Origin of the sequence: Roseiflexus sp. RS-1 (assembly GCF_000016665.1) — a bacterium.
GTDB lineage: Bacteria > Chloroflexota > Chloroflexia > Chloroflexales > Roseiflexaceae > Roseiflexus.
This window is the reverse complement of the sequence record NC_009523.1, coordinates 1,473,412-1,487,332: the sequence shown is the minus strand read 5'-3', so window position 1 is coordinate 1,487,332 and position 13,921 is coordinate 1,473,412. Positions and strand designations below refer to the sequence as shown.

The following is a 13,921-nucleotide window of genomic DNA, read 5'->3' as shown; positions in this document are numbered from 1 at the left end:
TACCAACATATGCAGATACCTGACCTCAACCCCGACAGCATTGCCGATCTGGCAACCCGCCAGATCGTGATCCAGTTGCTGAACGTCATCGAGACGCTGGCGGCTGAGAACGCCGCCCTGCGGGTTGAAAACCAGAATCTGCGGGATGAGGTGGCACGGCTGAAGGGACGCTCGGGTAAGCCCGACATCAAACCACCCACGCCGCCGCCCAGCCCGCCGCCTGCGGATCATTCCTCGGAGGCCGAGCGCCGCACGCGCACGCCACGGGGCAAGCCGAAAAAGAACGCGACCCTGATTGTCACGCACGAGGAGCGCTGCGGGGTGGATCCGGCGACCCTGCCCCCCGATGCGGTGCGCCATGGGACAACCGATTCCATCGTGCAGCGCCTGCGCATCGACGTGGAGGTGGTCCGCTTCGTGCGGGAGCGGTGGTACGTCCCCAGCACCAACACGCTCATCACCGCACCGTTGCCGCCCGGCTACCGGGGTGGGTTTTGCCCCACGACCCATACCATCGTTCCCGCACTCGGTCACGGGGCAAACGTCAGTCAGCCCGCGCTGCTGCGCTTTCTGCGGGATGTCGGTCTGAAGATTGGCACGGGCACGGTGGCGCGCATGCTGCTGGATCCGAAGGGACGCTGGGCGGACGAAGCCGCCGCGATTCATCAAACCGGCCTCGCCACCGGGTCGTGGGTCGCCACCGACCAGACCAGTACCCGCGTGGATGGGCAGAACGAGGTCTGCCACGTTGTGGGCAATGCCTGGTTCACGAGCTATCATACCCGTCCCGGCGGCACGCGCCAGGATGTCCTGGCGGTCATCTGGGGCCAGGAACTCCGCTATCGCCTCAATGACGAGTCGCTGGCGTGGCTGCAGGCTCGCAGCCTGCCGCACACCCTGCTCCGCCGGCTGCGGGAGGCCCTGCCCCGCGGCACGGACATGACGGCGGCGGAACTCCAGCAGCACCTGACCAACGCCGGGATCACGCTCACCCCGCAGCAGGTACAGCCGGTCGGCGATGCGCTGGCGCTTGCCGCCTATCACGCCCAAACCCAGGCGCCCGTCCTGCGCTGGTTGCTGAGCGATGATGCCCCCGTGTATGACCACCTCACGACCACCCACGCCCTGTGTTGGGTGCATGATTGGCGGCATTACGCCAAGCTTGCCCCACGGGCGCCCCATCATCAGGCCGAACTCGCCGCGTTTGGGGAACGCTATTGGACGTTCTATCGCGACCTGCTGGCCTATCAACAGGCGCCCACTGCGGCGGAACGCGCACGGTTGGCGGATGCGTTTGACGCCTTGGTGGAAAAAGAGACCGGCTATGCGGCGTTGGATGACCGGATCAGCAAAACCGCCGACAAACGGACCCAGTTGTTGGCGGTGCTGAAACATCCCGACATTCCCCTGCACAATAATGATATGGAACTGGCGGCGCGACGCCGCGTGCGCAAACGCGATATCAGTTTCGGCCCTCAATCCCGAGACGGGGCACGGGCGTGGGATACCTTCCAAACCCTGGCCGCCACCGCCGCCAAACTCGGCGTGGGGTTCTTTCACTATCTCCGCGACCGCATCGTCACGCCGGAGACCACCCCCACCTTAGCCGAACGGGTAGCGCAACGGGCGGGTATCGCTGTGCCTTCATCGGCCTGATCCAGCGCTTTTGGAGAGGATACTGTGATACGATACATTGACGCTGCTCGAAGGAAGCCGCTGCCGGGTATGGCACGCCCCGCCAGACTGCCCATCAGCAGTGCTGACACGGTGCGATCTGAGCCTTTCCCTGTGGCAGAAGGCGCAAAGATTGTTGCGGTAGAGTGTAGTATACTCGAAAAACGTTCAACGTTCAACGTTCAACGTCCCACGCTCGATATTCAAACGTTCAACGTTCAACGTTCAACGTTCAACGTTCAACGCTCAACGCTCAACGTTCCAACGTTCAACGCTCAACGCTCAACGCTCAACGTTCAACGCTCAACGTTCAACGCTCAACGTTCAACGCTCAACGTTCAACGTTCAACGCTCAACGTTCAACGCTCAACGTTCAACGCTCAACGTCCAACGCTCAACTCCGGTCGGCAGGTGAAAGCGCTACACGGGGGCAGTCCAGCACACAAATCGCCGATTATCGGTCGATGCCACCGCCTCAATCACTGCCAGATTGTCGAACCCGTCGAGACGCTGCAAACGCGCAAGCAATTCCGCATCGCCGGTCGCGCCTTGCGGAATGATACATTCGCCGCGCTCGCTTACCAGAATCCAGAACACATCCGTCTCAAACGGACCCCGATCAGACGTTTCGATTAGAACCGCGCGCAACTCATCCCAGCGCACAACATCGACCCGTCCATCCTGATGATGACAGGACACTCCGTGTTCATCGATCTCGACCAGATACTCCGGCTTCACTGCGCCTCCTGCGTGATTCTATCCTGCAGCCCGACATCACCGCAAACCGCGCGCCCGGAGATGATGGTCGAGCCAGGCGGCTTCTTCGGGCGTGAGAGGCGGCGGGGGCGGATCGGCGCGGTAGTCGATCACCCGCTCATAATGGGCGCGCCGGTAGACCTGACGCAGCACGGCGCCAACGTCGAGCGCGACATCCGGGTCAGGATCAGCCAGGGGAACCGGGAGCACCGGCAGCGGGTCGCTGAGCGCAATCGGCCACACCTCGACCAGGGGACGGCGAGAGGCGCGGCTGAGCAGCGCGCAGTAGGCGGTCGGCGGGAGCGGCCGCGCCAGGCGGGGACGGACACCGGCGCGCAACAGGTCGATTTCCAGCAGATGGACGCTGCTGGCAAAGAGTTCCTGGCGCTTCTTTTCATAGGCGTCGGCGCCATCCGCGCCTGCCCGCTTATTGGCGGGCGAGAGCAGTTCAATGGCGGTAATGAGAGTTTGCTGCAACACCGAGCGAATCTCAATCCGGGCATAGCGGGTCGGCACCGTGATCTGCGCCGGAATGGTGAGCGGGGCGGGAGTGATGGCGGTAGTGACGGCGCCAGCATCGGCGACATCGTCGCGCACGATGCCGACATCGGGAACGAACACCTGACGGGCCGGTGCAATCTCGATGTTTTCGAGCGCGATATAGGGCGTGATGAGCGCAATATAGTTTGGACCGAGTTGCTCCTGAATGGCATCGCACATCGCACTGATCAAGCGTGCGTGCACATCGGGCCACAGGGCAGGCAGCTCCAGGTAGGGATCCATGCCGGGGAAGGGGAGTTCCATCATCACCTCCGGGCGTGTCCGTTGACCGCATGATACCACACAGCCACGCCGTCTGTATGGGTCAGAAGAATGTATGGTCTTTGAGGAAATAATCCGCCATAGCCCGCGCAGGCGGGCTTTGCATTCCATAGCCGAGGGCTTATGGTCTTTGAAGAAATAATCCGGTATAGCCCGCGCAGGCGGGCTTTGCCTTGCATAGCCGAGGGCTTCAGCCCCACGGCTAGTTCGGTATAGCGGATTAAATGCTCAATCTCCATCAGCCCCACGGCAAGGGCGCATACCGGATGTATTTCTCAATCTCCATCAGCCCCACGGCAAAGGGCGCATACCGGTTTATATTCTCAATCTCCACGAGCCCTGCGGCAAAGGGCGCATACCGGTTTACATTCAGTAATCGCCCTCCCTGATATACGGTACGCTCCAGAGCGCCACCTGCATCACGACCGATTTGAACCACGCCTGGTACATGCGATCAACGTCTTCGGGAGAGTGTCCCTTCTTTGCCAGGAACGATCTGATCGTCGCCGTGATTGGATAGATGAATGCAACCATGTAGCGGTAGTGGATGTGTGGCACAGCCTGCACCCCGTCAACGATGTTCTTTTTGCTGCGGTGATGACGCAGACCAATTTCATACGCATAATTCAACCATTGCTCGTCATACGGGCGGGTGCAGGTATCGAGAATCCACTGCCCGAAGCGCCTGCGCACAGCCGCCATATAGTCGGCATTTGGATTACCGTGCCCGTCAGTAAAGTAGTACACCAGGTGCGGATGTGAACCGACAAAACCGTACCACAGATCGAGAACATCATCGATCTGATCCGCCAGCACCTCGCCCGCCATCCGCAGGTACTGCTCATCCTCCGGTCCGAACAACACTGCCTGCTTCAAGAGGTCCAGGTCCTGCATGGTCAGGGGAGCATGCGCCACCTGGTCCGTTCCATAGGTATAGCCGGGAATTGCGGTCGCCATCATTGCAGCACCTCCTTCGTGTTTTTATCCCTGCTCTGAAGGCACAAAATCAGGGCACTCGAAATATGTTGCCGGTTCTGCCAGCGGCGCGTCTACGAATGCACAATGATGCGGTCCGCGCGGGTCGTCGGGATGGGCGTCGCGCCGAAAGAATTGACACCCCCAGCACATCTCGTACACGCGCACATAGCCGCTCTGCTGCAAACGCGCGACAATCGCCTGTGTGGCGTGCAGCAACACGCTCTGCTCAGCATCGGGCAATCCATCAACCGCTGCCTCGATCTCATCCAGCACGTTTTCTAGCTGCCCCGCCTGCGCCGCACCCGCCTCGGTCAACAGCAACGTTACTACGCGCTGATCACCCGGCAACGTCACACGCTCGATAAACCGCTTGTTTTCCAACGCATCAGCCACGCCGCTCGCCGTCGCATACGTCACTCCCAGGCGCTGCGCCAGACCGCCAACCGTGCGCACGCCAGGGCGGGCGTACTTGAGAAAGATCAATGTCTGAATCTGGGCTGGCGAAAGGTGCATCGTCTTTCCCCGTTCCCGCAGCAGATAGTCAATTGCCTGCGCGATTCGGTAGAGCGCAATCGTGATCTGTCCACCGACCGTCGTTCGATGCTTCGGATCAAAAGAAGTCATTACTTAGTACTCCTAAATAATTATAGCAGACAATGCCAGTCTGTCAATCCCTCACCATCCATCATACGGGCTTCGTGCACTGCACAGCATCGCATATAATGGAAACCATGAACGATCCGTAGAATACCATCATCACCCTCTGCCTGGCATACCCGATTCAGGCGCTGTACGTCTCTGGCAGTCACTCGCAGAAATCTACGCGCTGCGCCGTTGGATTACATCACTTTTGGACCACACGAGTGACGCGGGTATTGCCGTGTTTGCGGGGATGCACACGGTTCCAGTGCGTCAGGAACATTCCAGAACGACCGCGTGGCGCCCCGGCAGGAATGCATCCTATCGATCAAGATTTGATATGAGAAAAGGAGGTCAGGGGGATGAGGATGCACAAATGCTTCGGAACAAAGAAAACCGCTTATGTCCGCTTAAAAAACCTGCCCTTGAGAGCAGGCGGAGAAGGGGCACAGACGCATCAGAAACCAGCGGTGCGCCGGTCAGAACCTGTGCTCCCGCCCGCCCCCCCTCCATCGCACCCCACAGCATCCTACCGCTGCACCAGCGGCAGCGTGACGCGCCACGTCAGCAGAACCCGCAGCCGGGTCAGCGGGTCGCCGAGCAGGGCATAGGTCAACAGCGTTTCCTGACAGCATACGCTGCCAGTAAAGAGTTCGCGGAAGCCAGCAGCGGTCAATGCGCCCAGTGGAATAGCGCGTTCGATGTCGTTTCCTGCCGAGGACGACCAGAGGGTGCGGAAGAATCCTTCTTGCAGTTTATCGTGCCCATACGATACCCCCAACCCCGTCGGTCCCCACACCGCCACGGCGCCGCCCTTCTCACTCAGCAGCAATGCTTCGTCGATGGTCATGCCGACATAGGAGGGCCACTGGAAGGCGCTGCTCAGGCAGGTGAGCGATAGCACCACCGGCAACCGGTCGCCGTTCGTCAGTTGCAGCACATCCGAACGGTGGAGCAACCAGTTCTCCGGAGCGCTCAACTCGGTCACTGCCCACTGCTGCTGGTGTGCATGCCCGAAGTACGCAACCACCGCCGCACCATTGCCAAAGCGCGCCAGTGCCGCCGCGCGCGCTGCGGCTGCGGTTGGAATCTGCCCCGCGCCATCGCCGAAAAACACGCGATCGATCTGCATGACAGGCGGTTGCAGTGCAATACTCGCTTCCGCCTGTGCCGCAAAATCGCCGCTGCTGTCCGCATCGTCTGCCAGGTACAGCATCCGCCCGCGCCACGCACCGCCGGTCGGCGCTGTTTCGTACCCGATGATTTTGGCGACGAGCGTTTGCAGTTCGGCGGCGCTCTTCACCGGCAAACGCCCAAGCCAGACATCCGGCAACCGGTCGTCGGTCGGGTTTTCACCGTCGAGTTGCGCGTAGCAGGTTTCGCAGGCTGTCTCACCCAGCCACGGATCGACCATCGCCAGATAGGGCGGCATCAGGTTGACGTTCTTTGCACCGCGATTGGTGTAGTCAAACGGATCGGAACTCCCATCGCCGACAAGCGTCACCGCCATCGGCGGCGGCGACCATGTTCGCGCTGCATGTTGCAGAAATGAACGGATCGCGCGCGGATCGACCTGACCGGAACTCCATCCGTCATAGATGGTCTGGACATCGATTACCGCGACGGTATATCCCTGCGCTCGCCGCAGATCGAGAAGTGGCGTCAGCGCGGGGTGCAGCAGCGCCGGGGCAATGTAGACCGCATCGGCGCCAGATGGCAACGCTGGCGGGGTAAAGGGTTCGACCGTCGGCGTGAAAATGGTCCCATCGCCGGTCAGCAGGTACGAGCGCCCTGCACGATCATCCTCGAACGCCGCTCCGGTGATCTGCACCCGCACCGGCGCAGCCGGATCGGTCACGTCGTACAGGGCAAAGCCAGGCGGCGCTCCAGCGATCTGATAGGCGCGCTGACCGGATGCGCCCTGGAAGATCGCTCCCTTCCCGCCAAACTGGAGCAGCACCGGTCTGTACCACTCGATGGTATCAACCGCGACCTGTGCGTAGCCGGTGATGGCGGTCAGGGTCAGGCGCGCTTCGGTTGCGCCGCCAGCAGTTCCCGGCGCTACCAGCGTCAGCGTCGCATCTCCGGCGCTGTTCCACTCTACTGGCGCGCTGCTGCTCGACCCGATTGCGGCAGTCAGGCGACGCACAGCGCCGGATTGCACATGCACGCTTACCGTGAAGGTCATCGTTCCTGCCGCCGCCGGAAGGGTCGTTGTTACCGGAATGCTCATCCGCGCCTGATCATCCTCCGGTTGCCCTGGTTCGGCGCGCAGCAACGCTGCAAACCAGTGGTCGCCGTCACTGCCGGGGCGCCGCGAGTCGTAGTAGCTCGTTCCCCGCACCACGCCCCGCTCCAGCGCGCCGGACGGCGCTTCCCCCGATGGTATGCTGGTTGCACGAGATGCAATCCGCAATCGCGCACCATCTTCCAGCGTAAGCCAGTATGTGTCGCTCCGGTTCCAGCGGTCGCCCGGCGGCGGCGCGTAGAAGCGCAGTTCATCATCAGGATCGCCCCAGGCGCTGTTCCCGTTGACATCGCGCAACTCGACCGGGATCTCCGTGCCGGCGCGACTGAGTTTGATGCGCGCCGGTGATCCGGCGATCGCCGGACTCAGTTCGCTGACTCGGAGAATCTGCAATCCCTGGTGTTCGACGCGCACCCGCAACGCCGGGACAGCGGGGAACGCGGGGGGGCGAGGCGGAATCGAGGAAGGCGACGCCATCGCCTGGGCAAACGCGAGACCCGACTCGCCCACAGTCTCTAGCGGCGCCACCGCTTCGACCAGCACCTCAAGGGTACGCACGGCGCGCGCACGTCCATCCTGCCGATACACCGGACTCAGCGCCAGCGCCACGATCCGTTCGCCGCGCAGACGCGACTCGCGCACCACCACCACCGGCGCAACCGGCACATCATCGGGTGAGCCAGACCATGGTGCATCGTCGAGCGCAATGACGCGTGGCTCGACACCAGCATCACTGAATGCGCGCAGCGCAACCAGAACCGGTTTCACTGGCAGCGAAGGATCGGGAACAGTGGGACGCCAGGTTATCCAAACGCCATTATCAACCGGACGCACCACCGGCGCATCATCCCCGGCGCCGGTTGCTGTGGGAGATGCCATCGCACCGCACACACTGCCGATGATCAGAACAAGAACGAGAGCAAAACGTGTCATCATTGCAATCCAGGCAGCACAAGCGGCAACTCTTCTGCTGCGTTACAGAGTTACGCCTTACGGCTACGAGCCAGCAATCCGCCAGCAATCACGAGCAGCGCTATCAGTACAAGCATCAGCGGCGCTCCACTGGCGACAGATGCACCGGCGCCGGGGAGGGTGACAGGAACAGGCACGGTCAGCGTCGGTGTTGGCGTACCGACAGAAACCAGCGTAACCGTCTGCTGCTGCTGCTCCTGCACTGGCGTTCCCGGCGGTGGCGTCTCTGGCGGGGTCGTCGGCGGCGGTGTCTCTGGCGGGGTCGTCGGTGGCGGCGTCTCCGGCGGGGTCGTCGGTGGCGGCGTCTCCGGCGGGGTCGTCGGTGGCGGCGTCCCTGGCGGGGTCGTCGGCGGCGGCGTCCCTGGCGGCGTTGTTGGCGGCGGCGTGCCCGGCGGCGTTGTCGGCGGCGGCGTGTCAGTAGGACGTACTTCCACCGTTTCGGTCAACGCCAGCAGCGGCGCCTGCGGCGCAGAACGGGGTGCAGCCGCTTCCATCGCTCGTGCAAAACCGACGAGTAATCCGGTTGCCACGATACCGGCGCAGATCACCACAATCAATCGAGGCATGCGGGATGCTCCTTGTCGCTTCAGTACGCGATTGCGGCTATAGTAACAGAGGGTGATCGGTTCTTCAAGCGTCTCTTTTGAACATTGAGTCCACTGCAAAAAGGGGTATGTCACCCTGAAGGCGCAGCATTCGCAGAGGCGGATTCCATAGCGAGTCACGCACACGCATGCTTTGCTATGCATCCATCATAGTTCGTTTTTAGGGTTCTCTGCGCCCTAGTATAATCTAACGGGACACGGTATACCGTTCTGCGCCAGGTTCACGAGATCGCCGCGGAGTGTTGGGTAGCCGTGTCCTTCAACGCGACCAAGCCGAACAGGTATCTGGGCCCTCAAACCCGCATATGCTAGCAAGGCTGGCGCCGTTTTCCTCAGGAGGTTCTGTGTATGGCTTCCCGTGAGTCGCTCTTTATCGGCATTGATGTCTCCAAACAGACGCTGGATGTGGCGTTTGGCGCCGACCCGCACGCGCCACGCGAGACGATACCGTCTACCGACGAAGGTGTCCAGCTCCTGGTCACGCGACTCCAGCGCCTGCAGCCGACCCTGATTGTGCTGGAGGCGACCGGCGGGCTGGAGCGCATGGTGTTCGCCCAACTGCTCCAGGCTGGCGTGCCGACGGCGCGGGTGCAGCCACGCCGCGTGCGCGCCCTGGCGCACGCGGAAGGACGCCAGGCGAAGACCGACCGCCTGGATGCCCGGTTGCTCGCCCGCTTTGCCGAACGGGTGCGCCCGCCGCACCACCAAGCGACGGACGAGCAGCGCGCATCCTTGCGCGACCTGCTGGTCCGGCGGGAGCAGGTGATTCAGATGCGGACGGCTGAGATCAATCGGTTGACGGCTGCCGCGCCGAACCTCCGCCCGGGCATCCAGAAGCATATTGATTGGCTGGATCAGGAGATCCGTGCGCTTGAGCAGGAACGCGACAACGAGGCGGAGCGCACCGACGAGGTGCGCCGGAAACGGGAGCTGCGCGACAGCGTGCCCGGCATCGGCGCGATCACCGCACTGAACCTGCTGCTCCGCCTGCCCGAACTGGGGACCATCAATCGCAAGGAAGCGGCGGCCGTTGTGGGCGTTGCGCCGTATGCCAATCAGAGCGGCGCACAGCACAAACCCCGGCATATCTCCGGCGGCAGGAGGGATGTGCGCAGCGTGTTGTACATGGCGACCCTGGCGGCCACGCGGCGCCGTCTGGTCAGGCGCGCCTTCTATCAGCGCCTGTGTCAAGCTGGCAAGCCGCGCAAGGTCGCCATCGTCGCTGCGATGCGCAAGCTGCTGACTATTCTCGGCGCAATATTGCGTCAGCAAAAGCCCTGGGATCCGGCTGTGCATACGAGCGCCCCTTGACAAGCAACACAGTTACTCGGCGTCTCAGCGGTGCGTTTTTGCAGCGAAGTCAACACTGCCTTCACACCGCTTCACGAGACTATACCGCTTCACCCAGTTTCACCGCCTCGAAAATGCGCATTCGATGCAACAAGAGCACGATCACAACAATCGTCGCTGCCAGCAAACCGCCGGAAATACCGTACACCAGCGCGATCCGCTCCCAGTCGATCTGCACCACGAATGGTGGCGTCTCAGGATAGACCCCGGTACGCACCTGCAAGAATGGAATAAACAACCAACTTGTCAGAATACCGACCAGCGTGCCGGGAGCGGCGCCAAAACCGACGATCAGCGTCTGCTCAAAGACCAGCAGCACGCTCAACTGTCGCGTACTCAAGCCAATTGCGCGCAGGACTCCCAACTCCACCAGGCGACGCTGGAACGAGAGAAGCGTATAGGCGACAAATCCAATCACCGTCACCACAGTTGTCGCCAGAAAACCGACCGAGAGCAACCCGAACAACCCCTGTCGCTCCGGTCGGCGCAGATCGAGATCGAGCAACGTCTGCGGCGTCGAGCGGATCATGCGCAGCCCGTACCCGATGCCTGCCGCCGCCACTGCTTGCAGACTGGCGTCGGGCGCCAGCGATAGCCAGACTTCATACGGATACAGCCCGCCCTGTGAATCGAAACTGTAGTCCAGGTTCCCGATCACAAATGGCGGACCCTGATCGTAGAGCGTTGGAAAATACCTGAGCATACCAACGACCGTAAATGTGATATTTTGCGTCTGCCCGCGATCATTCATCGCCAGCGTAAACCGGTCGCCGATCCGCAGCCCTTGTTGTGTTGCGAATGTTTCAGAAACCAGCGCCGCATCGGGATAATCCGCCAGACGGTTCATCAACGCGCCGAGGGACTCATCGGCATAGTCAGGTCGCCACGCATCCGCCAGCACTGCTGCCAGGGTCGTCCGATCAACGCCGTAGAAAATGCCGCTGATTGGTCGCGCGCTCCCCACGATAATGTCTACCTTGCCAGGCGCAACGCGGGTGGCGCCGGTCACGCCGGGGATCAGCAGATACTCTTCGATCGGCACGAACAGGTACGCCGTGCTGGGTGTCGTATCGGCTTCGCCCGTTGTGCCCAGCGTGCCTCCGCTCAGATCAAGACTGGTTTCCGCCGGGGCGATCTCGCGATCGCCAGCAATGTTTGCCGATGTTATCGCCGCGCCAGGATATACGAGACGCACATCCGCCGCGCCTCGATAGTACGCCCGTTCTTCACTATGACGATCCAGTGTGAGCGCCATCGACGATGTGAATGTTGCAAGCGCCAGGGTCAGCGCAACGAGCAGCGCCGGTCCGCCATAGGCGCCCGGCGTGCGCGACAGGAAGCGCAGCGCCGTCACAAGCGCCACTCCCGGCAACAGCCCCGCAATCCATGCCAGCGCGCGCAGCAGCAGCGGTAGGAAACGCATACCGACCAGCGTGCCGGCAAACACCATCAGCGCCGGAGCGAGCAGCAACAGCGGGTTGCGAAAGGGGTCATCCGTGCCGACAGTCACGCCCGGCACACCGATCATACCGCTCAACCGTAACTGTTGATAACCATAGACTGCCGGTATCAACAACAGAATATCGAGATAGAGACGTTGCCAGAGCGGTGGGCGGGTTGCGCGCGCGCGTTCGATCTTGTAGGAAATGATCGTCCGACCGGCAGCGCTCAGCGCCGGGATCACAACGGCTGGCAGCGCCAGCAGAACCGTCGCCAGTGCATGCCAGGGGCTTGCCGGCAACAATGTCGGCGCCGGCGCGTCAAGTGGCGCAAACCGCAAAAAGGAGACAGTCCAGGAGATCACATGCGCCAGCAACAACCCCAACGGCAAACCAGCCGCCCATGCCGCTGCGCCGAGCAGCAGCACTTCGCCGAGCGCCAGCCCCAGCACCTGCCAGCGCGAACTGCCGCGACTGCGCAGAATCGCCATCTCCTGCTGCTGGCGCGCAACGGTCATCCCGGCGACCTGGAGCACAAAGTACCCGATCACGACGAGCAATGGCACTGCAAACAGCGCCAGCGTGACAGTCAACACCCGCACCTGATCACGATGCCGCTCTAGCGCCTCCATTGGCGAGCGCACGAGTTGCGCGCCGGGCAGACGCTGCTGGATGTCGGCGGTGGCGGTTGCAATTCGCTCACGCAGACGCTCGACATCGCTGCTGCGCACACTGCTGCCATCGATCGCCGTGTACCACGCCGCCAATGTCACAAATCGCGCATCCGGCACATCCGCAATCAGGGCAAAACTTTCCTCGGGCACAAGGAAGACATCGCTATACGTCGATGGCGGCTGAAACCAGTAACCGGCGTCGGCATCCGCCGGTCGCCAGATGCCTGCGATCCGCACCAGCACATCGATGCGCGGTCCGCGACCGGTCGACTCGACCCGGTAGAGATCATCGATCAGCAGCGTGTTCTTCGCAGCGGTTGTTTCTGAAACCAGCACGTCGAGCGGTCCGTCGCCGGTGAAGGGACGCGGCAGATCGCCATCAACAATCTGGATATGCCGTTCGATGCCGCTGAGGAAGCCGATACGGGCAAACAGAACTTCCCGCCCTGCACCGTCGGGAAACCCGACACGCAGTTTTTCGGTGGCGGCGAAGCGCACGCCCGGCGGTGCAGGCAGGTCAATCCCCGCCGCTGGCAGATTGCCCGCCAGTTGATCCGTCAGCAGGTACTGTTGCCACGAAATCGATGGATCGGACGCACCGCCGTAGCGATAGACCATGGCGAATGGCGGCAGCGGGTCGGCGACTGCGCGTTCGGTGAGCGCCGCCAGCAAAATGCGGTACCCCGACGCTTCGGCGTAGACCGGAATGCTGACCACCATGCCAGCTGCCAGCGTCATGCCAGACCAGACCGCCAGCGCAAGCCCAAAGTGACTCAGCAACCGTCGCCAGATGACCGGGGGAAACGAGAGGGCAATCGTGAGTTGACGCAGCATACCGTTGCCTGCTCACTCCCGCGCTGCACTCACCGTGTGGCGCAGGGCGCGAAAGCGTTCGTGAGCGCCAGCGAGGGTCGTCGGAACAAGATCATGCTGTTCGCCAAGCGCTTCGAGATAATCAAGGACGGCTTCCAGCGTCCGACTATGTTTATCATTGTCATTGTCATACGCCGGACGATTATCGGACGTGAAACAGAGTGCGCAGAACAACGCGGCATCCTCGATCATGCGCTCGATGGCGCGCTCGATCACCGGTTGGTGCAGCGCATCGAGCGTTCCGGCGTCGATCCGCAACTCATACGGTTGATTGGTGATCTGTCGCTGATCCGGGTCGGTCGTCACCGGCACATCGAGGAACGGCAGGTCGCCGGCGCGCTCGTGGTGCTGCGCATCGACATAGCGCGGGTGATGCACCACATGCTCCCACTCCACCCCAATGCGCGGCAGCATAAAACCGGGCTGCGCAATCGACCCCTGGCGAAAGCCGAGTTCGTAGAGCAGGCGATAGGTAGCGTCGCTCGCCGAATGCTTGCAGGGGCGGAAGGAGCGCGGGCGAACGCCCAGGGCGTCGGCAAAACGCTCGGCTGCGTCGTCGATCAACCGGCGTTGCACATCCGGCGCCAGCGTGCCGAGAAAGTTGCGGTACGATCCGCTCTCCGCCTGCAACGGATTCACGTACAACCCAAGTTCGACGCCGCGCCCCGCCAGTTCTTCGAGCAGCGGCGTGTGTTCGACTGCGCACTGCGGTGCGACGAACAACGTCGGCGGATACCCTGCCCGAAGCAGACGATTGCAATACCCTTCAATCGCGCGCGCGCTCTGCTCCCAGGAGCGTGGTCCTTCTTTCGCCGCGCGAATCGCAATGCTCTCGCAGTCCAGCGTAAAAAGGACATGGATCGTCAGCCGTGTTGCCATCGGCGCAATCAC

Annotated in this window: 10 protein-coding genes; 2 read left to right on the top strand and 8 right to left on the bottom strand. The window is 62.2% G+C overall.

The window, feature by feature from the left end; genetic code table 11:
- Positions 1-9: 9 nt before the first annotated feature.
- A complete protein-coding gene (locus ROSERS_RS06240) occupies positions 10-1,656 on the top strand; it encodes an IS66 family transposase (protein ID WP_011955970.1) in 1,647 nt (548 codons plus the stop codon).
- A 438-nt stretch (positions 1,657-2,094) separates the two neighbouring features.
- Here the strand turns inward: ROSERS_RS06240 and ROSERS_RS06235 are convergent, their stop codons facing one another.
- The 6 genes from ROSERS_RS06235 to ROSERS_RS26405 form a co-directional block, all read right to left on the bottom strand.
- Entirely contained in the window at positions 2,095-2,412 is a 318-nt protein-coding gene (locus tag ROSERS_RS06235; protein ID WP_011955969.1) for a hypothetical protein, read from the bottom strand.
- A gap of 36 nt (positions 2,413-2,448) precedes the next feature.
- Positions 2,449-3,234, bottom strand: a complete 786-nt coding sequence (locus tag ROSERS_RS06230; protein ID WP_011955968.1) for a DUF4058 family protein — start codon at positions 3,232-3,234, stop codon at positions 2,449-2,451.
- 387 nt (positions 3,235-3,621) lie between these two features.
- On the bottom strand, positions 3,622-4,212 hold the full coding sequence (locus tag ROSERS_RS06225) for a protoglobin domain-containing protein (protein ID WP_011955967.1): 591 nt from the start codon (positions 4,210-4,212) through the stop codon (positions 3,622-3,624).
- 21 nt (positions 4,213-4,233) lie between these two features.
- The gene (locus ROSERS_RS06220; RefSeq protein ID WP_011955966.1) at positions 4,234-4,854 is read right to left on the bottom strand and encodes a MarR family winged helix-turn-helix transcriptional regulator; all 621 of its coding nucleotides are present in this window, start codon (positions 4,852-4,854) and stop codon (positions 4,234-4,236) included.
- A gap of 544 nt (positions 4,855-5,398) precedes the next feature.
- Positions 5,399-8,053 carry a C25 family cysteine peptidase gene (locus ROSERS_RS06215; RefSeq protein WP_011955965.1) on the bottom strand — a complete coding sequence of 885 codons (2,655 nt, stop codon included), beginning with the start codon at positions 8,051-8,053 and terminating at the stop codon, positions 5,399-5,401.
- Positions 8,054-8,100: 47 nt separating this feature from the next.
- The gene (locus tag ROSERS_RS26405) at positions 8,101-8,655 is read right to left on the bottom strand and encodes a hypothetical protein (RefSeq protein WP_041333148.1); all 555 of its coding nucleotides are present in this window, start codon (positions 8,653-8,655) and stop codon (positions 8,101-8,103) included.
- A 387-nt stretch (positions 8,656-9,042) separates the two neighbouring features.
- On the opposite strand from ROSERS_RS26405, the gene ROSERS_RS06205 reads away from it, so the two are divergent.
- Positions 9,043-10,005, top strand: a complete 963-nt coding sequence (locus tag ROSERS_RS06205; RefSeq protein WP_011955964.1) for an IS110-like element ISRfsp2 family transposase — start codon at positions 9,043-9,045, stop codon at positions 10,003-10,005.
- Positions 10,006-10,084: 79 nt separating this feature from the next.
- Here the strand turns inward: ROSERS_RS06205 and ROSERS_RS06200 are convergent, their stop codons facing one another.
- On the bottom strand, positions 10,085-12,991 hold the full coding sequence (locus ROSERS_RS06200; protein ID WP_011955963.1) for an ABC transporter permease: 2,907 nt from the start codon (positions 12,989-12,991) through the stop codon (positions 10,085-10,087).
- 12 nt (positions 12,992-13,003) lie between these two features.
- A complete protein-coding gene (locus tag ROSERS_RS06195) occupies positions 13,004-13,909 on the bottom strand; it encodes a hypothetical protein (RefSeq protein ID WP_011955962.1) in 906 nt (301 codons plus the stop codon).
- Positions 13,910-13,921 lie beyond the last annotated feature (12 nt).